Here is a 24,594-nt window from a genome sequence, read left to right on the forward strand (position 1 = left end):
GCGCTAGGCGACCTGCGCCTGCTCCTCTTCCAAAGTGGGATAATCGATGTAACCCTCGGGGATCGGGAAGTACCAGCTTTTGGGCACATCCTTGTTCGGGTTCGTATGCGCGCCCGCCGCGATGCGCCTCTCGAGATCGGGGTTGGAAATATAGGGTCGACCGAAGCTGACCGCGTCGCATTTCCCGCTGGAGACATCGGCTTCGGCCTCTTCCGCCGTGTAATCGGAATTGAGGATCAGCGCGCCCGAATAGAGCGACCGGATCAGCGGGCTCTGTTTCGGCACATCGGTCTGGCCGAAGGTTCCTTCCGGCCCAGGCTCGCGCAACTCGACGAAGGCGAGGCCGAGGTCTTCGCAAACCTTGGCCGCCGCGCCGAATGCTGTCGCCGGATCGCTGTCGTCGCAGCCCTGCGTTTCGCCGTTGGGCGACAGGCGGATGCCGACCCTGTCGGCACCCCAGACATCGATCAGTGCTTCCAATACTTCGCGCATGAAGCGGGTGCGGTTTTCGGGCGGACCGCCATATTCGTCGGTCCGCAGATTGGTTCCGTCGCGCAGGAACTGGTCGATCAGATAGCCATTGGCACCATGCAGTTGCACGCCGTCGAACCCGGCCTGCTTCGCTTTCTCGGCTGCGTTGCGATAGTCGCCGATAGTACGTTGGATATCCTCCGGCGTCATTGCGCGCGCTGTGGCATATTCCTGTTTGCCGACCGGCGTATGCGCTTCGCCGGGAGCCTTGGTGGCGCTGGCGGAGACGGGTGGTTCCCCGTCGAGGAAGTAAGGGTGGACAATCCGTCCCATGTGCCAAAGCTGCAAGACGATCAGCCCCCCTTCTTCGTGGACGGCATCGGTGGTTGGCTTCCACGCCTCTGCCTGTTCGTCGCTCCAGATACCGGGTGCGGAAGGCCAGCCGAGGCCTTCGCGGCTGATACCGGTCGCCTCTGTCAAAATCATGCCGGCCCCCGCGCGCTGGCGGTAATAGGTCGCCATCATTTCGTTCGGCACGAACATCGGCTCGGCGGCGCGGCCGCGGGTCAGCGGAGCCATGAAAATCCGGTTCTTCGTCTCAAGGGCGCCCATGGTCAGCGGCTGGAACAGGCTGTCGTGCATTCTCGCATCTCTCCGCAAATTCTTTTTCGATTTCGTGAAGTGCGGCTAATGCACCGGCATGGAGGGTGCAACCGTCGAAAAAGTGTCAGGGGACAAAGCGGACGGTTCATCCTCTGCGCCGCAATGGTTGCTGCTGACGGCGTTGCTGGCAGGCAATGTCGCGCTGGCGCTCGGACCGTGGAGCGTACGGCTGGCGGACAGCGGACCGGTCAGCGCGGCTTTCTGGCGGCTGGCGCTGGCGCTGCCGTTCCTTGCTATATTGGCGCGGGCGACCGGACAGAAGCTCGGCGGCATACCCACCAAGACGCTGCTGCTGGTCGCACTCGGTTCGGTTGCGTTCGCGATGGACTTGTCCAGCTGGCACATCGGGATCGAACGCACCCGGCTCGGCAATGCGACACTGTTCGGCAATTCGGGCAGCATCGTGCTGCTGTTCTGGGGCTTCATCATCAGCCGTACCCTGCCGCGCGGGCTTGAATGGCTCGCCATCGTCTTCGCGCTGGGCGGGGCGGCTATCCTGATGGGGCGGAGCCTGGATATATCCGTGGCGACGCTGATGGGCGACCTGTTCTGCCTCGACGCGGGCATGTTCTACGCGGTATATCTGCTTACCTTGCAAAACGCCCGCGGCACGATCGGTGCGTGGAGCCTGCTTGTATGGGTGGGCATCTTCGCTTGCCCGGTACTGCTGGCGCTGGCGGCGCTCAATGGCGAGCCGATCTGGCCGGGTACGCAGGGCGGCGGGTGGGGGCCGCTGGTGGCGCTGTCCTTTCTCAGCCAATTGGTCGGGCAGGGATTGCTGGTCTTCTCGCTGCGCCATTTTCCGCCGCTCATCATCGGCCTAGCGCTGCTGACCCAGCCCGCGGTCGCGGCGCTCTATGGTTTCGGCGTCTTCGGCGAAGTGCTCGGCGGCCTCGACATTATCGGCATGGTCTTGCTCGGCAGCGCGCTGGTGGTGGCGCGTGCGACCCAGCGATCTCAACCGGCCATAATTTCCTCGAAACCGGCATAGCGCGCTTCGATCATTTCGAGGTCGGGCCCGGCCAGGTTCTCTCGCGCCTGCCGCATCAATTGCTCGCCTTCGACCCGCAACACGCGCAACCTGCTCGCATCGTTGAGCGTCGTGGCGGCGTTGGCCAGACAATCGAAGGCCACTCGTGCCGCGGTTGGCGAGGTCGCGAGCGCCGAGCGCATCGCCCCGAAACCACGGCCGACGAAATGGGCGAAATCGTCGTCTAGAAGAATCAGCCGGTCGGCGTCTGCATCCTCGTCTTCGTTGAAGGTCCGCACCAGGTCGCGATGCGCCAATTCGGCAGTGGCTGCGCCCAGCCAGTGGATCGACGTGATTGCCGTGAAGGGATCGTTGATCCCCGGCGACAGGGCACGCAGGCCGATTTCGACCAGTTCGTCGATCAGGAAATGCAGGTCTTGCGCCGGTGTGCGCATTCCGCCGAATGTAAAGCACTGCTGGATTTCATCGTCGCGCAGGTCGTCGAGTTCGTCATCGTCGGCCCAATAGGCCAGCGGTACGTCGGGATGGACGAAGTCTCCGGTGCGCACGCCGAGCTTGATATGCCCGCCGGCCGCCTTGGCAATGCGCTCGAGTCGCTTGAAATCGATTCGCTGGACGTAGCCTACTCCCTTCGCCGCGACCGACCGACCGCGCGGTGCCGCCATCTCGACTTCGCCGGTAGAGGTCTCGGGAAAGAGGCGCTGAATGTCGGCAATCAAGCGCTCGCCGATACCTTTCAGCACCGAATTGATGCGGATCGACGCGGGAATGTGGTTGAGGAAGAATACCAGCACGGCAATAGAGATCGCCATCAGGATATAGGCGGTCAGCAGCGACAGTTGTGGTACGAAGCCTGCCATCTCGTTGACATTGTTTACGTCCAGCAGGCTCGTTTCCTCCCCTGTCCGCACCGCCCGAAGCACTGTCAGCGCGTAGACGAAGGTGCCGATGAAGGTCGCGAGGCTGAACTGGTTGCCGCGATCCTCCATGAAATTCGTCAGCAGCCGTGGGCCGTAATTGCCGCTGGCATAGGCCACCGCGGCGATGGTGATGGAAAACACCGTCGAGGCGACGCCAATCATCGAACCGGCGATGACCGTGAGCATGTTGGAAGCCCCTTCGGGCCGCGCGGGCTGGATCCAGGCCAGTTCGCCGAGCCGCTCGGCCCAGCCGTTCCGATCCAGATAGATGGTCAGGAAAGCGAGCAGAATCGCGCCGAGCGCGAAAAGCCCTGGATAGAACCAGTAACTGGCATTGACCGCCTGCCATGCGGCCCTGAAGCGAGCCCACATGCGGGCATTCTCCCCTTGCGTAGGGGTAGAACGCGTAAAGGGGGAAAGAGTTGCCGATTATCAGGCGGGGACTCAAAGGAGGCGTCTGACGCCTTCCATTTTTATCATGGCGGAGCGATGCCGTGTGCTTTTGCGAAAAGCGGGGCAGCAGCGCGCGGCGATCAATTCGATATCACCGGGATGGTGCAGACAGATGGCACGATTCACCTTAATCCGTCTGGCGCTCACCGGGCGAGCGGCTAGCCAGAGAACCCTGTACCCTCAGTCGCCGCTCGGGATGTCCTCTTCGGGGATATCCTCGATCTCGACTTCGCCGATATCGCCTTTGCCGACGGAATCGCTGGCCATTTCCAGCATGCGATCCAGGCTCTTCTTCGCTTTCAGGCGCAGTTCTTCCTCGATCTCGATCCGCGGTTCGAGATCGCGCAGCGCCACGTAGAGCTTCTCCAGCGTGTTGAGCGCCATATAGGGGCAGATATTGCAGCTGCAATTTCCGTCCGCGCCCGGTGCGCCGATAAAGTTTTTCTCCGGCAGCGCCTTTTCCATCTGGTGGATAATATGCGGCTCGGTCGCGACGATCAGCGTGTCGCCTTCGAATTCCTTGGCGAATTTGAGGATGCCGCTGGTCGAGCCGACGTAATCGGCGTGGTCGATAATCGTCGGCGGGCATTCCGGGTGTGCGGCAATCGGCGCGTCGGGGTGCTGCTGCTTGAGCTTGAGAAGTTCGGTTTCGCTGAAGGCTTCATGCACGATGCAAACGCCCGGCCACAGCAGCATTTCGCGGTCGAACTTGCGGGAGAGGTAGCCGCCGAGGTGCCGGTCCGGCCCGAAGATGATCTTCTGGTCCTTCGGGATCTGCTGCAGGATCGTCTCTGCGCTGGAGCTGGTGACGATGACGTCAGAGAGCGCTTTCACTTCCGTGCTGCAGTTGATGTAGGTGAGCGCGATGTGATCGGGGTGCGCCTCGCGGAAAGCCTTGAACTTCTCCGGCGGGCAGGAGTCCTCGAGGCTGCAGCCCGCGTCCATGTCGGGCAGCACCACGGTTTTCTCCGGCGACAAGATTTTCGCCGTGTCGGCCATGAACTTCACGCCGCAGAAGGCGATAACATCGGCATCGGTCTCCGCCGCCATCTGCGAAAGCTGCAGCGAATCCCCCACGTAATCGGCCAGGTCCTGAATATCGGGCGTCTGGTAATAATGCGCGAGGATCACGGCATTGCGCTCTTTGCGCAGGCGATCGATCTCGGCGATCAGGTCTGTGCCGGTGGGCAGCTTGGTTTCAGCGGTCATGGTGGGCGGCCCCTTGTCGCAGCTCTCAATCTGCGGTCGATATAGGGATTTGCGCCGCTTTTGCGAGCATTTTGGACAAAGCTTTGCTATCCCGCCGGGGAGGGGAGAAAGCATCATGTACGAGCTGGACCTGAGCGAAGCCTATTGCCCGGCGCAGGCGGACACACCCTACGAAGAACGCACCATCGAAGACGTGCTGCGCGCGCAGGCAGCCGAGCGGCCCGATGCCCTCGCGCTGCGCGAATTGCTCGCCGACGGTAACGCCGGGCGGCAATGGACCTATGCCGAGCTGCTGGTCGATGCCGAGCGGGCCGGGCGCGCGCTCGCCTCGCGCCATCCGGCGGGCACGCGGATCGCGATCATGGGCGGCAATTGCCCGGAATGGGTGCTGATCCAGTTGGGCGCCGCGATGGCCGGGCTGGTGCTGGTCACCGTCAATCCCAGCTTCCTTCCTCGCGAGGTGCGATACGTGCTCGAACAGTCGGGCGCAGGTGCGGTCTATTACCAGCCCAACGTGCGCGGATCGGCATTGCGTCCCGTTGTCGACGAGGCAGCGGCTGGCCTCGCTGCTTCGGATTATGTCATCGATATCGAAGACCACGGAGATCTCTTCGCGGGCGAAAACGATGGCGAACTGCGCGCCACCGAGCCGCGCGATATCTGCATGATCCAATACACATCCGGCACGACAGGCTTCCCCAAGGGCGTGCTGCTCCACCAGCATGGATTGATCCAGTCCAACCAGGACCTGTTCCGGCGCTGGAACATCACCGAGGGCAAACTGGTGATGTGTCCCTTCCCGCTCTTCCACACCGCTGGCAGCGCCGTGAACGTGCTCGGCTGCCTGTCGCAAGGCGCGTGCCTGCTGCTGGTCTCGCTGTTCGATCCGGTCGCCGTGGCCAAAGCGATCGAGCGCGAGAAGCCCGACGTGCTCGGCGGGGTTGCAACCATGCTCTACGCCATCCTCGAGGCGGCAAAGGCGACCGGAACCGATGTCTTCAGCGTCAGCACCGTGCTGAGCGGCGGGGCCATGGTTCCGCCCGAACTCAACCGCGCGGCGCAGGCTTCCTTCGGTGTGCCGATCCTGATCGTTTACGGCCAGACAGAGACGTCGCCCGCGATCACTGCGGCCTGGCCCACCGATACCGGCGCGGAACTGGTCGAAACCATCGGCCAGCCCTGCAGCCATATGGAAGTCGCCATACTCGATCCTGCCACGCGCTCGGTCTGCGCGGTGGACGAGCAGGGCGAGATCTGCATGCGCGGGTTCAACCAGATGGTCGGCTATAACGACAATCCGCAAGCGACCGCCGAGACCATCGACGAAGATGGCTGGCTCCACACCGGCGATTTGGGCAGGATGAGCGCGCGCGGTTATGTCAGGATCACGGGCCGCGTGAAGGAAATGATCATCCGCGGCGGCGAGAACCTGTTCCCCGCCGAAATCGAAGCTGCCATGATCGAACACCCCGCGATTGCCGAGGTCGCTGTCGCAGGCGTAGCGGACGAGAAATGGGGCGAAATCGTCGCCTGCTTCATGCGGCTGGCCGAGGGGCATGAGCGCCCCGGCGACGACGATCTCAAGACCTTCGTGCGCGAGCGGCTCTCGCCCCAGAAGACCCCGGCGCACTGGATCTGGGTCACGGAATTCCCGCTCACAGGCTCAGGCAAGATCCAGAAGTTCGCGCTGGCCGAAGCCTTCGAGAAAGGCGAATTTGCCGCGCAGGCGGCGTAGCGGTGATCAAAACCCCGGCGGCAGGAAAGCCTCGGCCGGCCGTTCGCCGCCGGGCGTGCCCGCGACCCATTCGGCGGTAAACTGGACCGCGGCATCGGTGTTGGCACCGATCTCTCCCACTACAAGCGCCACTATCGGTACGGCCAGTGTCCACCACCAGGCGGGGTGAACCCGCCCGTGCGCGCGCTTGTCGAAAATCATGCCGACCACCGGGAAGATCATCGCTGCGAGAAAGACCACCGCGAAGGTGTAGGGGATCGTGAGCGGCAGCGGCAGCAAGCGGGCGAGACCCGGCGCGCCGACGGTCGCCATGGCGCCGAACATCAGGCGGCGATGCCAGTCGGTCTCGCGCCGCCGCGCCAGCGCCCAGCCGGCCAACGCCGCGAAGGCGAGAATGTGGAAGATATTGACGACGAGAAACTCGGCCTGCGCGAAAAAGGGCGGTCCGCCTAGCATGCGCAACGTGGTGAAAGTCAGCCAGATCGCCAGCACGACCATCACGGGAATCAGCAGCGCGGCGAGCTTCCCCATCCGCCGGTGCAGCGCGATATTGCCCCGAAAGATCAGCGTGTTCTGCGCGACATAGAGCGCGGTCCAGCTCAGAAAGACTCCGGCATGGACATGATACAGCCATGGCACCGCAAAGCTCGAGACCCCCATCGCGGCCATCAGGCCGAACCCGCCGACGGTCGTCGCTGCCATCAGGCACGCCATGATGAAGAAAAATCGCGCTTCGCGTTGCGCAATGCCTGCCCCGGCTGCGGTGGTCGCCATATATCCCCTCCCTAGCGACCCGGGGGGCAGGTTATGGCGGCCTAGCGGGTCGGGTCAAGCGGGCCGAGTGCGGCTTTGAGATCGCCCAACCAAGGCTCGAAGGGCTTCCATGCGCCCTGGCCCTTGCGATTGATAGGTTGGCGCACCTGTTCGGACGAGGCGGTGCGCACCGCGCGGTCGGTCTGGTGGAAGTCCAGGCAGGCGTGTTCGAACGGCAGGCCGAGGTAATCCAGCATGCGCCGGGTCTGACCTTCGAGATCGTCGAGCACATCCTCGTGCTGCACGCGCAACACCTTGCCCGGCAGCACCTCGTCCCAATGCGTCATCAGGTCGACATAGTCGCTGTAATAGCGACCGACTTCGGTGAGGCCGTAGGTGAACTCCTGCCCTTCCGCGAACAGCTGTTTGAAGCCGGAGAAGCAGCAATCCATCGGATCACGCCGCGCATCGATGATCTTTGCATTGGGCAGGATGAGGTGGATCAGCCCGATGTGACGAAAATTATTGGGCATCTTGTCGATGAAGAATGGCGCGCCCTGCCGATGAATGCGCGTGTTTTCGATGAAATCGGCGCCGCATGCAGCGAGCTGCTCGGCATCGAGTTCGTGGACGATGCCCGGATAGCGCGACTGACCGGCCTTACGCCCGCGCAGGCGATGCGCGAGCGCGAGGATGTTGGGCAGCTCCAGCGTGCCGTCGACCTGGCTGTGACTGGCGAGGATCTGTTCGAGCAGCGTCGATCCCGCGCGGGGCAGGCCGAGAATGAAGATGGGATCTGGCGAAGGGTCGCCTGCGCCTTCATGCTTGGCGAAAAGCTCCGGCGTGCACGCCTGTTTCTGCCGCGCCAGTTCCTCGGACATGGCATCGGCGCTATAGCGGGTCTGCGCGCGTTTCAGCGCATTGCCCTCCTCGTAGAACGCGAAGCTCGCCTCGTATTCCTCGCGATCCTCATGTGCTTTCCCCAGCGCAAAGCACAGATGGACACGGTCCATGAAAGCTAGGTTAGTCTGATCGATTTGCGCGCGCATCGCGCGCATTTCCTCGTCGGAAAAGCTGTAGGTCTTGAGGTTGGCGAGCGCGTAATAGGCATCGCCGTGATCGGGCTTGGCAGCCAAAGCGGCGCGGTAGCTGGCAACGGCATCCCCGCTGCGCCCGGTTGTCTTGAGCGCGTGGCCGCGACTGGTCAGCGTGGCGGGATCGTCGGGCAACCTAACCAGCACTTTATCGAATAGGTCGAAGGCGCGATCGTAGTCACCGGTCTGCATGCTCTCGATGGCGAGGTGCGATTGGAACAGCGGATTGTCCGGATCGCGCTTGTGCAGCGCTTCGGCTTGCGTGCGCGATTGCTCGAACTTCTGGCGGCGGCGCAAAGCATCCATGTAGTCGAGGCGGAGCTGGATATTGTCTGGCTCGAAGGTGACCGCGCTTTCCAGCAGGAATTCCGCATCGTCGAGAATGCCCAGCTTGATCCCGATCTGCGCGAGCAGGCGCATGCCCTCGACGTCGCGTGGGTGTTTGCGCAGATAGGCGCGGCAGATCTCTTCCGCGCGCAACAGGCGACCCTCGTGCAGGTGATGCATCACCGCCAACACTTCGCGCGGCAATTTGACCAGGCGATGCGCTTGCGCTTCGGCCGCCTGCGCTTCGGCAGCGCGGTCCGCGACGCGCAGGAGCTTGGCCTGTGCCGACCAGCTGGCTTCGAGCGCGGGGTTGAATTGGACGGCGCGAGCATAGGCGGCGATCGCGGCATCGCTGTCGCCTGCATTGCGCGCAAGGTGCCCGGCCTCCTGCCACGCCCGACCGAATTCGGGCGACGCGGCGTGCAGTCGCAGCATCGTAGCGCGAGCATCGTCGAATTGCTTGAGAAAACGCTGCGCGACAGCCGCCATATAGAGCGCATCGCTGTCGTCCGGCGCATCGCTCAACACTTGTTCGGCCAGCGCCAGCCCGCGCGCGAAATCGCCCGCTTGCAGCGCCGTCTGCGCCTGTTTGAGAGTGTCGTCGCGCTCGCCCATGTCCGCGTCGCCATGCCGCAAAAGCAAAGCGGCGGGCAAGCCTTGTCAGCCGCCCGCCGCTTCGCGTGCCGTCAGGCCGGGATCAGTAGTCCCAGCTGAACCGGATGCCCGCAGTCAGCGGACGGTTGGTGGTGATCCGCGCCCGGTCGTTGATGAAATTGCCGGCGATCTGCGCGCGGGTATCGCTCAGATTCTCGCCGAACACCTCGACCGACCAGTTGTCCTTCGCCACCCCGGCCGACATGGCGAAGGTGGTGTAGCTGTCGAGCTCAAGCCGATTGATCGTGATGATATCGGTGAACTTGGAGCCCGAGTGGACCAGCTGCGGCTGCAGATGGAAGCGCAGGTCGCCTGCTTCCCATTCGTAGCGCACCCGCAGATTGCCCTGGAAGCTTGGCGCGTAAGCCAGCTCGTCGCCCACGACCACGTCGGTGGTCGGGGTCAAGACGTCGGTGATTTCGGTATCGAGAATGCTGAAGGCACCTGCAACCGTCAGACCCGGGACCGAATAGGGCGCGATGGTGAACTCGCCCTCGATCCCCTTGATCTCCGCATCGGCCGCGTTGTCCGAGAAGAACAGGTTGGTGATGCTGGGATCGAAGATCGTCGTCTGCAGGCGGCTGATGTCGACATAGAAGGCCGAGCCGTTGAGGCGTAGCTGACCGTCGATCAGGTCCATCTTCCAACCGATTTCGTAGTTCTTCACTTCGTCGGTTTCGAGCTCGAACGGGACGGTGAAGCCCGCGCCGTTGGTCGCGCCGCCCGGACGATTGAGGAGACCGGGACGGAAGCCTTCCGAATAGGTCGCGTAGAAGAGCAGGTCCTCATTGGGCGTGAAGGTCAAGGTACCCTTGAAGATCGTGCCGGTGGCCTTGGCGACATCCGGCGCCTGCAACGCATTGAATACCTGCGTCGCCTGACCGAGGCTCAGGCCGGCGGCCTGGATATCGGCGATCGACTGGCCCTGCGTGAAAGTCTGTCGCAGTGCCGGGTCACAGCTGCCAATGAAGGTGAACTGCCCGTCGCCATCGTACAGGTCGTTGAGATCGGTGCCGAAAGCGTCCTGGTCGGTTGCGCTGAACGAGTTACAGAACGAGCCGTTGGCAGACCCTTCGAAATCCACTTCGATATCGTAATAGCGCGCACCGCCGGTGATGGTCAGCACATCGGGAACGATGTCGAAGCTGAGTTCCCCGAAGATGCCCCACTGCTTGTCGGTCCGGCGGATGTCGTTGCGGAAAATCGTGTCGGCCGGGAACGGTCCCGGGTCGGTAGTGAAACCGTCCTGCGGGAAGTTCGGCTTGAACGGGCCGAAGGGCTGCGCGATCACGTTGCCCGGATAGGCGAAGTCGTTGCGTTCCTTCAGCTCGAGGTCGGAATAGAACCCGCCCGCGGTCACCCGCCAGCGATTTTCCTGGGGCGTGTTGAAGCGCAGTTCCTGCGTGAAGACCGTCGTATCGGTAACCGACGCGACATAGAGGTTGGGTGGCTGGCAGGTACCGCTGGGATCGGCGGCGCCCGGATAGGTCACCGAGCCGTCGCAGATATAATAGGGCAAGTACTGGCCGACGAAGAGATAGTCGGTGTAATCGACCCGCTGCTCGGTCTCGCGGTCGGTGTAGGCACCGGTGTAGACGACATCGAGCATCGCGAGGCGGCCTTCGACGGTCCAGCTGGTGTTGCTGTAATCGTCTTCGATGCGGTCTTCCTCGAAGCGCTGGATTTCCAGGTCGTCGAGGTCGAGCGCCGGATCGGCGAAGAACACGCCGTCGCTTTCGATGCTCTGGCGACCGTGGCTGACGGTCAGGCGCCAGTCGGGCGTGAATTCGTAGAGCGCCGAGACGCGGAAACCGGAATATTGCGTGTCGTTGAAGTCTTCCTCGACGAGACCGGCATTATCGGTCGGCAGGAAGGTGACATTGCCGAGGTTGGCACCGGCCTGGAAGCCGCCGCGCAGGGCGTTCACGGGAACGCCGTTGTCGCGGATGGTGCCGGCCGGGCGGAAGCGCGCGCTCTCGCGCAGCGTGCGGGTGCCCTGCACATTGTCGATATATCCGCCGCGATCGTCGAGATAGAGCACGCCGCGCAGCGCAAGGCTGTTGGTCACCGGGACGTTGACCATCGCCTCGCCCTTGTAGGATGTCTCGCCGCCCTTGGTGAAGCTGGTCTCCAGGTCGAAACCGGCATCGAAGCCGGCGAGGCTCGGCTTGTTGGTGATGAGGCGCACCACGCCCGCCTGCGAACTGGCGCCGAACAGCGTGCCCTGCGGCCCGGCGAGGACTTCGATGCGCTCAAGGTCGGCGGCATAGACGTCGAGGTTGCGGCCCGGCTGCGCCAGCGGCTGCTCGTCGAGATAGAGCGAGACGTTGGGCGCAAGGCCCGCCACGCCGGCAGTGGTGAGGTTCGGTGTCGTAGAAGCGAGACCGCGCACGTAGATGGTGCTCTGGCCCGGGCCGGAGCCGCCCGCAGTTACGTTGGGCAGCTGCACGAGGTAATCGTCGAAGGTCGAGATGCCGAGCTCGTCGAGCGCTTCCTCGCCGATCGCATTCACCGAGATCGCGACGTCCTGCAGGTCTTCGCTGCGCTTGGTCGCGGTGACGACGATGGTGCCGACGCCGCCCTGGCGCGCCTGCTGCTGGGGCTGGGCCGGTGCCTGGGCCTGTTGGTCCTGCGCCATCGCGGGCGATGCGATAGCCGCCGCCAGCACGCCCAGCGAGGCGCTGCTGCGAAGAGTATTCATGATGTGATCCCCTTGGGTCGGTTTTTGATAGGTGCCGCCGCACCGGATTAAGAGATTTCGCGCGCGATCCACGCGAAATGCGTGTGCGCAAAAAGAGATCTCGCGCGAACTGGCGTGCCGCTAACAAGCCGAACCGGGCACTTCCACCGGCAGGAGGCCGTTTTCCCGGATGGGTTTCCCAATGTGACAATGACGCAACACGGACTTTCGTCCGGCTTTTAGAATTGAAACTGACTTGCTTTTCAGACGCATGTCCGAGAAATCGTAAAATATTGTAGTTTGCGATCGGATATAGCGATGAAGTAAATCAAATTGTCAGCTTTTTTTACTTAAAAACGCCAAGTGGCGATTCTAGTAACATCGCAAGTCATTGTCATGTAACGTCAAGTTTCCGATGGATAGCCTTCACTCGGCTCTTGCTGCGGCTTCGGCCAGGATATCCTCGCAGTGGGTCTGGACGCCGTGCCGCTTGCGGATGACATCGTACACGATTGCCTTGACGATCGAGATCGCCATAAGCGCTACGACAACCGAGAAAGGCAGCGCGCCGATGATCATGGTGATGCGGATGGCATCGATCCCTCCGAGGATCAGCATGCTGCCGACCACCAGTGCCAGCGCCGCGCCCCAGAACAGGATGTGGCGATTGCGGCTGCCGTCGTTTTCGCCCGCGCCGTTGATCGTGTTGACGATCAGGATCGCGCTGTCGGCCGATGTGATGAGATAGGTCATCAGCAGGATCACGATCAGGCCGGAGAGGAGGTAAGCGACGCCCGGGCTCATCAACGCGGTGATGGTGGCATAGATCTGGTCCGAGATCCCTGCCGACAGGATCGCGCCTTGCGCCGTTCCGTCGAGTTCCAGCTGGATCGCGGTCCCGCCCGCCAGCGCCATCCAGAGGAAACACATCAGCGAGGGAACGAGGATCACGCCGAGCACGTATTCGCGCACTGTGCGCCCGCGCGAAATGCGGGCGATGAACATCCCGACGAAGGGCGCGAATGCGATCCACCACGCCCAGTAGAACACCGACCAGTCGAGCTGCCATTGCGCCAGCGCATTGCCGGTCTCGGTGCCGTCGGCAGTCCACAACGCCAGCATTCGCTCGGGCAGCCGCGCCACATGGTCGACAAGACCCTCGCCGAGCAATTGCAACCCATAGAGCCCGGCACCGAAGACGAGGAACACCGCAAGCAGCAGGAACGACAGGCCCATGTTGAGATTGGACAGCCATTTGATCCCGCGACCGACACCGGACAGCGCCGAGATTGTCGATGCGCCGACGAGCAGGACCAGCGCCAGCACGATGGCCCAGTCCGATGCCGTACCGCCCTCCTTGATCAACCACTCGCCGAACCCGAGCCGATACAGCCCGGCAACGAATTGCTCGACGCCGAGACCCATGGTCACCGACACGCCGAGGATCGTGGCGACCACCGCGACGATGTCGACCAGGTGACCCGAATTGCCCGACAGCCGCAACCCGAAGATAGGCGCGAGGCTGGACCGGATCGTCAGCGGCAGGTTGCGGCGGTACGCGACATAGCCGACCGCGAGCCCGACCAAGGCATAGGTCGCCCAGGCAGACAGGCCCCAGTGCAGAAAGGTATATTCGTAAGCCGACGGGACGGCGGCAGCGGATGCCGGTTCGACCAGACCGCGAATAATGTCGGGATTGTTCTGGAAATGCGCCAGCGGCTCACCGGTGGAATAGGTCAACATGCCGATACCGATCCCGGCTCCGAACAGCATGGAGAACCACGAGAAGCGGGAAAATTCCGGCTTTTCGCCCGGCGCGCCGATCCTGAGGCTGCCCGATTGCGGCACCAGCGCCAGCACGAGGCAGACCACCACCAGGAACGCGACGAGATAGACATACCAGAAGGCGAACTGGCGGATGATCGTCTGGTTGGCGATGGCCAGCGTGTCGCTTGCATGGGTGGGGAAGAAGATTGCCCAGGCAATCAGCACGCTGACGACAATCTTGGCCGGGATGGCCACGTGGGTGCTGAAGCCGGTGTAGAAACCCCGCTCGGCCGTCGCCACGGGAAGCTCGCACAGTGGCGGGTCGATCGCAGGTTGCGAAACGGCGGTATCGGTGTCGGAAGTCACTCAAGGTCCTCGTCGTCAGGCGCGCACGCCGCCGGGGATCGAGGCAACAGGCATCACCCAGTTTCCGGCCAACGCATTCATGCAAACCGGGCTTTCGTGTGTTATGCCTTAGAGCAGCAATTGCCGGGACAGGGCAACCCCGCCGATGGGCGGGGGTCTATCCGCCCGCTTCGCCATCGAAGCGGACCACGACTTCCACATCGCCATAACCGGCCACTTCGAGCGGGATGGCAAGATTCTGCGTGACTGCCTGCCGGGCAGCATCGCGGGCGAGATTCAGCAGGATCGGATTGGCAGCCTGCTTGCGCGCTTCGCGTTCGGCGAGCTGGGTATTGTCGCGGGTCAACTTGTCCTGCGCTTCGCGGCTGATCCAGATGCCTTCGCGCAGGTATTGCGCGCGCGCTTCGTCGAGATTGGGCTTACCGACACTGATCTGCGGAAGCTGCACGGTCAGGGTCTCGTCCTGCTCGTTCCAGTCAAGCCGCGAGCGGTCGACCTGAGAGAGGTCGACCGAATAGCTCACCCTGGTCGGGATTACCGCCACCTGCCGCGTGTTGATCGTTCCGAAAAAGCGGCTGTCTTCGCTGGAAACGACCGGCGCGAATTCGGCGCTGAAGACGGTCAAAGCGTTCTGCTCCTCGAAGGCGACCAGGCTGGTGCCGATGGGATCGCCCAGTTCGTCCGGCCCGAATGCCTTCCATCCCAGCCAAGCCACCGCAGCGATCAGCAGGATCACGATCATCCATGGCACGGCCTGCACGCGCGCCAAGGGCTTCTGCCGTTCGGGTTCGGGGACCAGCGTGTCGGCGCTGCTCTCGGCGTTTTTCAGATTGTCTGCCATAGGTCCTCAGAATGCGTGACGCGCCCGCGGCGTTCCAGATCGATCAGATGCGCCTGCACGCTCATCTGCGCAGCCTTGTTCAGGCGCGGGTCCAGCCCCTTGTACATCAGCGGGACGAAATCGGGCAGGCGCAAAGGCTTTTCGCCCAGGTGGCGCAGGATCTGGTTTTCGCGTTGCCTGCGATGGCCGATCATCCCGCGCACCAGCTGGCGCGGCTTTTCGATCGGTGCCCCGTGGGCGGAATAATAGACCCGGTCCTCGCGGTTATAGAGCTTGTCGAGGCTGGCCATGTAGTCGCCCATATCGCCATCGGGCGGGATCACTACGCTGGTGGACCAGCCCATCACGTGATCGCCGGTGAACAAAGCTCCGCTTTCTTCGAGCGCGAAGCACAGGTGGTTCGAGGTATGGCCCGGGGTATGCACGGCACGCAGGGTCCAGCCGCGCCCGGTCATGGCCTCGCCATCCTCCAGCACGCGGTCGGGGGCATAGGTGGTGTCGAAGGATTCGTCGGCGCGCGGCAGGTCGGTCTCGATGACCAGCGGCGCGCAGCCGACGATGGGCGCGCCGGTTTTTTCGGCCAGCGGCGCGGCGGCGGGCGAGTGGTCGCGGTGCGTATGTGTGCACATGATCGCAACGACCGTGTCGTCGCCGATTGCCTGGATGATCGCGTCGATATGCTCGGGCTCGTTGGGCCCCGGGTCGATCACCGCCACCTCGCCTTCGGTGCCGACGATGTAAGTCTGCGTGCCGGTGAAAGTATAGGGCGAGGGGTTGGGCGCGAGGATCCGCGCCACCAGCGGCTCGGGACGCTCGACCTTGCCGGTCGGCCACGGCTTGGGAGGGATATCGGCCATGCCCTTGCATATGGGATGGAAGCTGGCCCATGTCACGCCACAAGCAATTTGCACGTGGAGAGATGCGCTTGTCCGACCTGATCCTCGTCTTCGATGAAGGCACCACATCTACCCGCGCCATGCTGTTCGGGCTCGACGGCTCGCTGCACGGCGTTTCGCAGAAGGAACTAACCCAGCATTATCCCAGGCCCGGCTGGGTCGAGCACGATGCTGGCGAGATATGGGAGCGGACGCTGGCGTGCGCGCGGGCAGTAGTGGAAAGGGTCGGCGCGGATCGGATCGCCTGCATCGGCATCACCAACCAGCGCGAAACGGTGGTGGCGTGGGACGCCCAGACGCTTGAGCCGCTGACCCGCGCGATCGTGTGGCAGGATCGGCGGACGGCCGATTTCTGCGAAGAGTTGCGCGCGGCGGGGCACGAGGCCGAGATCCAGAAAAGGACCGGCCTACTGCTCGACCCCTATTTCTCGGGCACCAAAATGCGCTGGCTGCTCGACCACGACGAGCGCGTGAAGCAGGCGGCGCGCAAGGGCACACTGGCGCTCGGCACAATCGAAAGCTGGCTGGTCGCGAAACTGAGCGGCGGGGCGCATGTCTCGGACGCCAGCAATGCCAGCCGCACGCAACTGCTCGCGCTCGACGGGGCGCAATTCGACGAAGGATTGTGCGACCTGCTCGGCGTGCCGCGAAGGGCGCTGCCCGAAGTGGTCGATACGCAGGGGCGCTTGGCTGAGGCAAAGCCAGACTGGCTGGGCCGCGCGATCCCGATCACCGGCATGGTCGGCGACCAGCAATCGGCGACGCTGGGGCAAGGCTGCCTGTCGGTCGGCAATACCAAGGCGACCTACGGCACCGGTGCCTTCGTACTCGCCAACAAGGGCAGCGAGTTGCCGCGCTCGGACAACCGCCTGCTCGGCACGGTGCTGTATCAGCAAGGCGGAGAGCGGACCTACGCGATCGAAGGATCGGTCTTCGTCGCCGGCAGTCTCGTCCAGTGGCTGCGCGACCAGCTGGGCCTGATCTCCAGCGCGGCGGAAACCGAAGCGCTGGCGCGCGCCATTCCCGACAGCGGCGAAGTCGTGATCGTGCCCGCGCTCTCGGGCCTTGGCGCGCCGCATTGGCGGGCCGAGGCGCGCGGGGTGATCGCCGGGTTGAGTTTTTCCAGCGGCAAGGCGCAGATCGCCCGCGCAGCGCTGGAAGCGATGGCGCACCAGACCTACGATCTGGCGCAGGCCTTCGCCGCCGACGGCGCGGAATGGACCGGACTCAAGATCGACGGCGGGATGAGCGCCAACGACTGGATGGCGCAGGACCTCGCCGACATGCTCGACCTGACCGTGGAGCGCCCGGACTTTGTGGAGACCACTGCACTGGGCGCGGCGATGAGCGCGGCGGTCGGAGCAGGGCTGCACCCTTCTCTCGAGGACGCAGCCAAGCACATGCGCGGCAGGGTCACGAGCTTCGATCCGGCGATGGACGCCGCAATACGGGAAGAGCGTCTCGCGCGCTGGCGCAAGGCGCTGGCTGCGTCCTAGGCGCTTTCCGACATTTGCCGGATCGCGCGAGTCAGGCGTTCCTGCAACTCGTCGATCGGGCTTGCGGGAAATTCGAACCGCTCGCGCCAGGCCCGGTCGAGGCGCGCGACCCGCGCGTGCATCGTGCGCGTTTCCGCGATGAGCAGCTGGGTCGGCAATTCGAGCTGGTCGAGCATGACCGGGTCGGGCGCGCGATCGGGCGGCAGCTTGCCGTGCCGCTGCAGTTGGTATTCGCTCATCTCGCCCCGGAAGAAAGCCCTGCGATTGAGCAGCCACGCCAAGGTATGCATCACCCGCGTCGTCGTCTTGAGACCTTCGCTCGACAGCGCGATGCGCAAGGTGTCGTGGGAATTGCACTCGCGCGGGGTCGACAGGTCGAAAGCCGCACGGACATCGTCTGCCAGCACTAGCGCTTCGCAGTAAAGCTCCTCGACGATCGTCGCGGAAAGATCGGCAGTTTCTTCCATCACCCTGATTTGGCGCTACTCCTGCGAGGGCGGCGCGGGAAGGGCGGCAACCATAGTGTCCCTAGGAGAGCACGCATCTGTCCCGCCACGGGACGGTTTTTTGCACGAGGGTTAAGCGATGATGTCCGGGATCAGCTGGTCCTCGATCGCGCTGATCTGGTCGCGCAGTGACAGCTTGCGCTTTTTCAGGCGAGCGATCTGCAACTGGTCGGTACTGCCTGCATCGGTCAGGGCGCTGATCGCTGCATCCATATCGCGATGTTCGACCCGCAGGTGCTCCAGTCTCTTGCGCAGTTCCGCTTCGGTCACGCTGGTTCAGGTCCTTGGCAGGCGGCCGCGCCGCGCTTCGTCGCTGTAAAAGGTCTTACCAGCCGCCAAGGTGTAAACAAGGTCTTCGCAATCTTCGTGTGATGTGGTTGTATATGGATACGCGGTTCGCCCGCGCGGGCGAGTCGCTCCTGTTGGTCGCACTAAACCAAGGAGGAATGCCCTATGGCATCTGCACATGTCGACGCCCTTCAATCCAAACACGCCGGTCTCGAGGCCCGCCTGCACGAGGAAATGAACCGACCGGCACCCGACATGGCGAAGATCCAGCACCTCAAGAAGCAAAAGCTCAGGTTGAAGGAGGAGATCGCTGCGGGCTGATCCCTCCGCCCGCTCGCGGGCCCTTGTAAATTACCGACACGGCAATTCCCATGGCGAGATCGATGCGCTAGGCGCAGCAGTATGAGTGCTGCCGCCTCCGCCCGCCAGATCCTGACCGGCCTGCACGAGGTCATGGCCTCGCGCATGCATGCGCAGGGCAAGCTCGACCGCGTGGTCGAGATCATCGGCGAATCGCTCGATAGCGAAGTGTGCTCGATCTACCTGCTGCGCGAAGGCATGCTGGAGCTTTACGCGACCCGCGGCCTAAACAAGGAGGCTGTCCACGTCACGCGCATGGCAATCGGCGAGGGCCTGACCGGCACGTTGGTCGCCAACCAGGAAACGTTGAACCTCGCCGAAGCGCGCGCGCATCCCGATTTCCAGTACCGGCCCGAAACCGGCGAAGAGAAGTTTCACTCCTTTGCCGGTGTTCCGATCGTCTATCGCGAACGTGCCGTGGGCGCGCTCAACGTGCAGCACATGGATCCGCGCAAATACGAAGACGTCGAGATCGAGGCGCTGCAGACGACGGCCATGGTCCTTTCCGAACTGATCGGCGCGGCGGAACTGATCGACGAGGAAGAGGTCGGTGCCACCGAGGCGCAGACCGGACCGGCGCAGATCGAAGGGCTATCGCTCGTTTCGGGAATCGCCAGCGGTTTCGCGGTGTTCCACCAGCCGCGGGTGACTATCGACCAGGTCGTGGCCGATGACATCGAGGTCGAGCGGCAGCGCGTCTATCACGCCTTCGACAAGATGCGCGACCAGATCGACGGGCTCTCGCAGCAGGCCGAATTCGGCAAGGGCGGCGAGCACGAGGACATCCTCGCGACATACAGGATGTTCGCTTACGACGAAGGCTGGTCGAGGCGCATCAACGAAGCCATCGACAGTGGGCTGACGGCGGAAGCCGCGATCGAGCGCGTGCAGCAGCGAACCCGGATGCGCATGCGCGAGATCGACGATCCGCTGCTGGCCGAGCGCATGCATGATCTGGAAGATTTGTCCAACCGGTTGCTGCGGATCGTCTCGGGCCAGCTCGGCACGGCGGCCTCGCAGGGCCTGCGGCGCGACACGATCCTGATCGCGCGCAATCTCGGCCCGGCCGAGCTGCTCGAATACGACCGTCGGCGCCTGAAGGGCGTGATCCTAGAGGAAGGCTCGCTCACCGCGCATGTCGTGATCGTGGCGCGCGCGATGGGTATCCCGGTCCTCGGGCGGGTTCGCGGCTTGCGCGGGGTGGTGCGCGAAGGCGACGAAATTCTGCTCGACAGCGATGCCGGCATGGCCAACATCCGGCCGACGCAGCCGGTCGCCGATGCCTTCGACACACGCTTCGTGAAGAGCAAGGAACGCCAGGCCGCCTATGCCGAGTTGCGCGATGTCGAGCCGTTCACGCGCTGCGGCACCCGCATCCAGGTACTGATGAACGCCGGCCTGCGCGAGGATATGTCGAACCTGCCGTTGGTGGGCGCCGACGGGGTGGGGCTGTTCCGCACCGAATTCCAGTTTCTCGTTTCCGCCACCCTGCCGCAGCGGGAGCGGCAGACCCGGCTCTATCGCGACGTTCTCGATGCGGCGGGCGGAAAGGAAGTGGTCTTTCGCACTGTCGATATCGGCGGCGACAAGGCGGTCCCGTATCTCGCTTCGGAGGAGGCAGAGAACGACGAGAATCCCGCAATGGGCTGGCGCGCATTGCGGCTCGCGCTGGAACGCGAAGGCCTGCTCAAGGCGCAGGCGCGCGCGCTGCTGGAAGCTTCGGCCGGCAAGAAGCTCAACGTTATGTTCCCGATGGTCAGCGAACCGTGGGAATTCGATGCCGCCAAGGCTGTGTTCGACGACCAGATCGCTTTCCTGCGCAAGCAGAAGAAGATGCTGCCGGATGAAATCAATTTCGGCGCCATGCTGGAAGTGCCTTCGCTGGCCGAAGTGCTCGATCTCCTCATCCCGAAAGTGTCCTTCCTCTCGATCGGCACCAACGACCTGACGCAATTCCTGTTTGCCGCCGATCGGGCCAATCCGAAACTGGCGGCGCGCTATGACTGGCTCAGCCCCGCAATCCTGAGATTCCTGCGCCGGATCGTACAGGCGACCACCGGACACAATGTCGGTCTCGGCGTGTGCGGCGAGATGGGCGGCCGCAGGCTGGAGGCGCTGGCACTGCTGGGCCTCGGCATCCACCGGCTTTCGATTACGCCCGTCTCGGTCGGCCCGATCAAGGAACTGGTACGGCAGGTCGACCTCAAGCAGATCGAGGATGCGATGAACGGCTGGCTCGCCTCGCCGCCGCCTTCCATGCGGGAGGCGATTACCGCATGGGCGCGCGAGCGGGACATCGATGTAGAGTGATATGCGGCGGAAAGTGGCGGCAGACTGTTCAAGCGCAGTCGCGGCGGCAATCATCGCTTGACAGGCACCGTTAAGCCCGCGGATGGTATTGGGCAAAGATAAAGCGGTCGTAACGGGTATAGAATGGCAGATAACGAGGTCACCGAAGGCACGGCGGAGCTTTCGTTCGGAGCGGGCGAACGCCTGCGCGCCGAGCGCGAGCGGCAGGATCTGACGCTGGAGCAGATCGCGGCCAAGACCCGCATTCCCAAACGGCACATCGAATCCATCGAGGCAAGCGATTTCACCGCGCTTCCGGCAGCGCCGTATGCGGTCGGCTTCTCGAAGACATACGCCAAGGTGCTCGGCCTCGACCCGGAGGAGATTGCCGAGCAGGTCCGTACCGATCTCGGCGCGGAAGACCCGGCCGAGCGGTATGGCCAGGCGAGCGGGCTCGAACCCGGCGATCCGGCACGGGTTCCCTCGCGCGGTCTCGTGTTCTTCTCGATCGCGGCCATTGTGCTGCTGCTGGCGGGCGGCTTCATGTTCTACCGCACTTTCTTCCTGCCCGGCGCCGGGCCGGGGTCGATCCTGACCGCCGAACAACAGGCACAGGCCGAAGCGCGCGCCGACGCGCAGGAAGCCGCCGCCGAAGCTGCTCCGGCGGCAGAACCTGGCGGTCCGGTGGTTTTCACCGCGCTGATGGACGACACCTGGGTCAAGTTTTACGACGGTTCGGGGCGCCAGTTGATGCAGAAGCAGATGGCCGAAGGCGAAAGCTACACCGTTCCCGCCGATGCGCAGAATCCTCAGATATGGACCGGTCGGCCCTACGCCTTTTCGATTTCGATAGGCGGGCAGACGGTGCCCAAGCTGAGCGAGGAAGACCGGGTGCTCAAAGACGTGCCGGTCAGCGCGGAAGCGCTGCTCGCTAGGGCCGACGAGCCAAGCGAAACCGCCGAGCCCGAAGCCTAGGCATTTCCCCCGTTTTCCGCCCGTTTGCCCTCGACATGACGGGGGCCTTGGTTAATTTTTGCTCCCGACCGTTCAGCATCAGTTCGGCGCTGCGTCGCGATGGCAGATTCCAGAGCTATGGAGAGGGATAGAATGACGATCCGCCGCTTCCCAACGATTTTCAGGCGCCCGGCATTTGGGGCCGTAATGGCGGCCACGCTGGCCGGTGTTGCGCTGACCCCGGCGCCCGCACTGGCGCAGGACAATGATGAAGCCCGCATCCGCAAGCTTGAGGCCGAAGTCCGCGCGCTGCAGCGCCGCGTCTTCCCCGGCGCTGACGGGCGCTTCTTCGAACCGCAGATCGATACCGCGCGCACCGGCACGTCGACGGCTCCGACCACGTCGACCACGGCAGTGACCGACATCCTCGCGCGGCTCGATGCAGTCGAAACCTCGCTCCAACGGCTCACCGGACAGGTCGAGGAGAACAGCAACACGCTGCTGGGTCTCACCACGCGGATGGCTGCGCTGGAGCAGGGAGGCGTGGCTGTTGCCGCCACGTCGGGTGCCGCAACCGGTGCTGCCGGGGGCGCTTCCACGACGACTACTCGACCGTCGGGCGGCGAGGGCGCGACATCGAGCGCTGCCCGCACCGTTGCCGCGCCAGAAACCACGCCCGCAACCGCCGCGCCTTCGCCGGAACGCCTTGCGGCGGTTCAGCAGATCGCCAAGCCGCAGACCGACGATTCCGCCGACGACGAATATTCCTACGGCTTCCGGCTCTGGGATGCGGGTTTTTATCCCGAGGCGCAGCAGCAATTGGCCATGTTCGTGGACAAATATCCCGACCACTGGCGCGCGACCTATGGTCGCAACCTGCTCGGCCGCGCCTATCTCGACGACGGTAAGCCTCGCGAAGCCGCACCGTGGTTCCTGCGCAATTACCAGGACGATCGCAACGCGGCCCGCGCGCCCGACAGCCTCTTGTATCTCGCCGAAACGATGATCGCGCTGGAGGACACCAGCCGGGCCTGCATTGCGCTGGCGGAATTCGGCGAGACCTATCCGGCACTGGCGGCAGGGCGTTTACAGGACCAGTACGAGGCCAACCGGGCCAAGGTGAGCTGCAATTGATAGCACGCCCGATCTTGCGGTCGACCGGGCCTTAGCCGAGCGCTTCCTCGCGGATTTGCGTCCGCTGTGGCACGATATCGACGATGACGACGCGCCGAGGCTCGGCGTCGCCGTGTCCGGCGGACCGGACAGTCTCGCCCTGTTGCTGCTCGCCAATACGGCTCTGCCTGGCCGCGTCGTCGCCGCGACCATCGACCACGGCTTGCGGCCCGAGGCGGCCGACGAAGCAGCCATGGTCGGCGGGCTGTGCGAGCGGTTGGGAGTCCTGCACCACACGGTGGAAGTGGCGCTCGAACCCGGCAATACGCAGGATCGCGCAAGAAAGGCGCGTTACGAGGCGCTGTGCCGATGCTTCGGCGAACAAGGCGCCGACACTTTTGCCACCGCCCATCATGCCGACGACCAGGCCGAAACCCTGCTGATGCGCTTCAACCGCGGCAGCGGGTTATCGGGGCTGGCGGGCATCCGTGCGCGCACCGTGCTGTTGTCGCCCGAGCCGCTGGGCGAATATCTCGTCGTGCGACCCTTGCTCGAGTGGCGGCGCGAAGAACTGGCGGGGATCGTGGCGGATGCCGGGCTTGCCCCGGTGCAGGACCCGTCCAATGTCGATACGCGCTATGACAGAGTTCAGGTCCGGCGGGCCTTGGCCGATCTACCGTGGCTCGATCCGCTGGCGATGGCGCGCAGCGCGCGCCATCTGCAGGAGGCGGAGGATGCAGTGCGCCGGTCATCTGCCGATGTCTACAATCGTTGCACCTACCGCGAGGGCGAAACGGTCTGGTTTCACTGGGGCCACGCCCGGACCGTAGAGATCGAAGCGGTGCGGCTGATCTTGCTGGAATTCGGGGCCGACGTCCCGCGATCGTCGATCGCGCGGCTGATCGACCAGCTCATGTCAGAGGGTGCGGGCTCGCTTGGCGGCGTAGTCGCGCGGCGTGCTTGGCATCGGGATGGCCCCAATTCTGAGACCGATGCGTGGAAGTTCGAGAAGGAGCCGCCGCGCCGCACCGGATGATGCAGCGAGCGTGCAGGCAGATTACAGGATCGATTCACCCATTCCCAGCGTCTCGCCATCGGTAATGATGACCTGGTCGCCCTTCCCGGCGACGGCGAAGACCTTGGCAGCGAAATCGTCGGGCATGCCGACGCAGCCGTGGCTGGCATAGCCGTTCTCGACATCCGAGCCGTGCAGCGCAACGCCATCGTCGGTCAGGAACATCGAATAAGGCATCGGTGCGTTGTCGTATTTTTCCGATACGTTGTGGCGCATCTTGTACTTGATCGGGAAAGTGCCGAGCGGGGTAGGGTGCTCGTCGGTGCCGAGCAGCACAGCCGCCGCACCGATTTCGTGACCGCCCTTGAACACGCTGATGACGCGGGCCTTCAGGTCGACTGTCATCACGATCTTGCCTTCAGCGGGCGCTTTGTCGGTGTTCCAGTGCCATTCGCCATATTTGATCGGACCATCGATCGGCAGGATACTCCTGACGGTAAACTCTTCGTCCACCGGGGCCGAGGCCTGCTGAACTTGCGCTTCGGGCGCTGCGTCTTCCCCGCCCAGCTTTGCCGGGTCGACCGGTATCGCCTCTTCGTGCGAAGCAGTCTCGGCTTCCGCCGTTGCAGAATCTGCCATCATGGTGCTCGCCAGCGTCGCGCCGCCGAAAACCAGTACCGTGGCCGCCGTGGCGCCACCAATCCATTTGAGCATTGCGTTCATGGGTAGCTGTATGCGCGTATTGCCCTCGGT

20 protein-coding genes are annotated in these 24,594 nt (G+C 63.8%); 8 read left to right on the forward strand and 12 right to left on the reverse strand.

The genetic code is table 11. The features are described 5' to 3' along the window. Window positions 1-3: 3 nt before the first annotated feature. Window positions 4-1,113, reverse strand: coding sequence for an alkene reductase (locus tag EL2594_RS00445; protein ID WP_011413055.1), 1,110 nt, complete (start codon window positions 1,111-1,113; stop codon window positions 4-6). A gap of 58 nt (window positions 1,114-1,171) precedes the next feature. Between EL2594_RS00445 and EL2594_RS00450 the strand changes: the two genes are divergently transcribed. Then, a complete protein-coding gene (locus tag EL2594_RS00450; protein WP_011413056.1) occupies window positions 1,172-2,125 on the forward strand; it encodes a DMT family transporter in 954 nt (317 codons plus the stop codon). Here EL2594_RS00450 and EL2594_RS00455 read toward each other — a convergent pair. Both EL2594_RS00455 and nadA read right to left on the reverse strand, forming a co-directional pair. Further along, entirely contained in the window at window positions 2,092-3,417 is a 1,326-nt protein-coding gene (locus EL2594_RS00455) for a DUF2254 domain-containing protein (protein ID WP_011413057.1), read from the reverse strand. The genes EL2594_RS00450 and EL2594_RS00455 overlap by 34 nt on opposite strands. Before the next feature lie 261 nt (window positions 3,418-3,678). Next, window positions 3,679-4,707: a quinolinate synthase NadA gene (nadA, locus tag EL2594_RS00460; RefSeq protein WP_011413058.1), complete on the reverse strand. Its 1,029-nt coding sequence runs from the start codon at window positions 4,705-4,707 to the stop codon at window positions 3,679-3,681. A 115-nt stretch (window positions 4,708-4,822) separates the two neighbouring features. On the opposite strand from nadA, the gene EL2594_RS00465 reads away from it, so the two are divergent. Continuing rightward, complete coding sequence (locus EL2594_RS00465) at window positions 4,823-6,442, forward strand: class I adenylate-forming enzyme family protein (protein ID WP_011413059.1); 1,620 nt, start codon at window positions 4,823-4,825, stop codon at window positions 6,440-6,442. A gap of 6 nt (window positions 6,443-6,448) precedes the next feature. Here the strand turns inward: EL2594_RS00465 and EL2594_RS00470 are convergent, their stop codons facing one another. From EL2594_RS00470 to EL2594_RS00495, 6 genes are all read right to left on the reverse strand, one after another. Further along, window positions 6,449-7,216: a hypothetical protein gene (locus tag EL2594_RS00470; RefSeq protein ID WP_011413060.1), complete on the reverse strand. Its 768-nt coding sequence runs from the start codon at window positions 7,214-7,216 to the stop codon at window positions 6,449-6,451. 41 nt (window positions 7,217-7,257) lie between these two features. Further along, window positions 7,258-9,231, reverse strand: a complete 1,974-nt coding sequence (locus tag EL2594_RS00475) for a tetratricopeptide repeat-containing sulfotransferase family protein (RefSeq protein WP_011413061.1) — start codon at window positions 9,229-9,231, stop codon at window positions 7,258-7,260. Window positions 9,232-9,313: 82 nt separating this feature from the next. Beyond that, window positions 9,314-11,971, reverse strand: a complete 2,658-nt coding sequence (locus EL2594_RS00480; RefSeq protein WP_011413062.1) for a TonB-dependent receptor — start codon at window positions 11,969-11,971, stop codon at window positions 9,314-9,316. 405 nt (window positions 11,972-12,376) lie between these two features. Continuing rightward, on the reverse strand, window positions 12,377-14,083 hold the full coding sequence (locus EL2594_RS00485; RefSeq protein ID WP_011413063.1) for a BCCT family transporter: 1,707 nt from the start codon (window positions 14,081-14,083) through the stop codon (window positions 12,377-12,379). 157 nt (window positions 14,084-14,240) lie between these two features. After that, window positions 14,241-14,924 carry a DUF4230 domain-containing protein gene (locus tag EL2594_RS00490; protein WP_011413064.1) on the reverse strand — a complete coding sequence of 228 codons (684 nt, stop codon included), beginning with the start codon at window positions 14,922-14,924 and terminating at the stop codon, window positions 14,241-14,243. Then, window positions 14,909-15,781: an MBL fold metallo-hydrolase gene (locus tag EL2594_RS00495; RefSeq protein ID WP_011413065.1), complete on the reverse strand. Its 873-nt coding sequence runs from the start codon at window positions 15,779-15,781 to the stop codon at window positions 14,909-14,911. Before EL2594_RS00495 ends, EL2594_RS00490 begins: the two co-directional genes overlap by 16 nt. A 29-nt stretch (window positions 15,782-15,810) precedes the next feature. On the opposite strand from EL2594_RS00495, the gene glpK reads away from it, so the two are divergent. Beyond that, window positions 15,811-17,316, forward strand: coding sequence for a glycerol kinase GlpK (gene glpK / locus EL2594_RS00500; RefSeq protein ID WP_233994293.1), 1,506 nt, complete (start codon window positions 15,811-15,813; stop codon window positions 17,314-17,316). On the opposite strand, the gene EL2594_RS00505 is transcribed toward glpK, so the two are convergent. Continuing rightward, window positions 17,313-17,783, reverse strand: a complete 471-nt coding sequence (locus tag EL2594_RS00505; protein WP_011413067.1) for a DUF1465 family protein — start codon at window positions 17,781-17,783, stop codon at window positions 17,313-17,315. The two genes, glpK and EL2594_RS00505, sit on opposite strands and share 4 nt — an antisense overlap. Before the next feature lie 111 nt (window positions 17,784-17,894). Beyond that, window positions 17,895-18,092, reverse strand: a complete 198-nt coding sequence (locus EL2594_RS00510) for a YdcH family protein (RefSeq protein ID WP_011413068.1) — start codon at window positions 18,090-18,092, stop codon at window positions 17,895-17,897. 183 nt (window positions 18,093-18,275) lie between these two features. Between EL2594_RS00510 and EL2594_RS14995 the strand changes: the two genes are divergently transcribed. The 5 genes from EL2594_RS14995 to tilS all read left to right on the forward strand — a co-directional run bounded on the left by EL2594_RS14995 (window position 18,276) and on the right by tilS (window position 23,862). Further along, entirely contained in the window at window positions 18,276-18,431 is a 156-nt protein-coding gene (locus EL2594_RS14995) for a YdcH family protein (protein ID WP_011413069.1), read from the forward strand. Window positions 18,432-18,512: 81 nt separating this feature from the next. Then, entirely contained in the window at window positions 18,513-20,780 is a 2,268-nt protein-coding gene (gene ptsP, locus EL2594_RS00515; RefSeq protein ID WP_011413070.1) for a phosphoenolpyruvate--protein phosphotransferase, read from the forward strand. 123 nt (window positions 20,781-20,903) lie between these two features. Continuing rightward, entirely contained in the window at window positions 20,904-21,734 is an 831-nt protein-coding gene (locus EL2594_RS00520; RefSeq protein WP_011413071.1) for a helix-turn-helix domain-containing protein, read from the forward strand. Between the two features lie 186 nt (window positions 21,735-21,920). Beyond that, window positions 21,921-22,847, forward strand: a complete 927-nt coding sequence (locus EL2594_RS00525; RefSeq protein ID WP_011413072.1) for a tetratricopeptide repeat protein — start codon at window positions 21,921-21,923, stop codon at window positions 22,845-22,847. 55 nt (window positions 22,848-22,902) lie between these two features. Further along, window positions 22,903-23,862: a tRNA lysidine(34) synthetase TilS gene (tilS, locus tag EL2594_RS00530; protein WP_011413073.1), complete on the forward strand. Its 960-nt coding sequence runs from the start codon at window positions 22,903-22,905 to the stop codon at window positions 23,860-23,862. A gap of 21 nt (window positions 23,863-23,883) precedes the next feature. On the opposite strand, the gene EL2594_RS00535 is transcribed toward tilS, so the two are convergent. Continuing rightward, window positions 23,884-24,564 carry a L,D-transpeptidase family protein gene (locus EL2594_RS00535; protein ID WP_011413074.1) on the reverse strand — a complete coding sequence of 227 codons (681 nt, stop codon included), beginning with the start codon at window positions 24,562-24,564 and terminating at the stop codon, window positions 23,884-23,886. Between the last annotated feature and the right edge of the window lie 30 nt (window positions 24,565-24,594).

Source organism: Erythrobacter litoralis HTCC2594 (assembly GCF_000013005.1).
Classification (GTDB): Bacteria; Pseudomonadota; Alphaproteobacteria; order Sphingomonadales; family Sphingomonadaceae; genus Parerythrobacter; species Parerythrobacter litoralis_A.

Coding starts and splice junctions, on each gene's coding strand:
- EL2594_RS00470 (WP_011413060.1), bottom strand. CDS start 7,216: ATGGCGACCACCGCAGCCGGGGCAGGCATTGCGCAACGCGAAGCGCGA.
- EL2594_RS00495 (WP_011413065.1), bottom strand. CDS start 15,781: ATGGCCGATATCCCTCCCAAGCCGTGGCCGACCGGCAAGGTCGAGCGT.
- nadA (WP_011413058.1), bottom strand. CDS start 4,707: ATGACCGCTGAAACCAAGCTGCCCACCGGCACAGACCTGATCGCCGAG.
- ptsP (WP_011413070.1), top strand. CDS start 18,513: ATGAGTGCTGCCGCCTCCGCCCGCCAGATCCTGACCGGCCTGCACGAG.
- EL2594_RS14995 (WP_011413069.1), top strand. CDS start 18,276: ATGGCATCTGCACATGTCGACGCCCTTCAATCCAAACACGCCGGTCTC.
- EL2594_RS00475 (WP_011413061.1), bottom strand. CDS start 9,231: ATGGGCGAGCGCGACGACACTCTCAAACAGGCGCAGACGGCGCTGCAA.
- EL2594_RS00535 (WP_011413074.1), bottom strand. CDS start 24,564: ATGAACGCAATGCTCAAATGGATTGGTGGCGCCACGGCGGCCACGGTA.
- EL2594_RS00450 (WP_011413056.1), top strand. CDS start 1,172: ATGGAGGGTGCAACCGTCGAAAAAGTGTCAGGGGACAAAGCGGACGGT.
- EL2594_RS00525 (WP_011413072.1), top strand. CDS start 21,921: ATGGCGGCCACGCTGGCCGGTGTTGCGCTGACCCCGGCGCCCGCACTG.
- EL2594_RS00505 (WP_011413067.1), bottom strand. CDS start 17,783: ATGGAAGAAACTGCCGATCTTTCCGCGACGATCGTCGAGGAGCTTTAC.
- EL2594_RS00480 (WP_011413062.1), bottom strand. CDS start 11,971: ATGAATACTCTTCGCAGCAGCGCCTCGCTGGGCGTGCTGGCGGCGGCT.
- EL2594_RS00490 (WP_011413064.1), bottom strand. CDS start 14,924: ATGGCAGACAATCTGAAAAACGCCGAGAGCAGCGCCGACACGCTGGTC.
- EL2594_RS00520 (WP_011413071.1), top strand. CDS start 20,904: ATGGCAGATAACGAGGTCACCGAAGGCACGGCGGAGCTTTCGTTCGGA.
- EL2594_RS00455 (WP_011413057.1), bottom strand. CDS start 3,417: ATGTGGGCTCGCTTCAGGGCCGCATGGCAGGCGGTCAATGCCAGTTAC.
- EL2594_RS00445 (WP_011413055.1), bottom strand. CDS start 1,113: ATGCACGACAGCCTGTTCCAGCCGCTGACCATGGGCGCCCTTGAGACG.
- glpK (WP_233994293.1), top strand. CDS start 15,811: ATGTCACGCCACAAGCAATTTGCACGTGGAGAGATGCGCTTGTCCGAC.
- EL2594_RS00465 (WP_011413059.1), top strand. CDS start 4,823: ATGTACGAGCTGGACCTGAGCGAAGCCTATTGCCCGGCGCAGGCGGAC.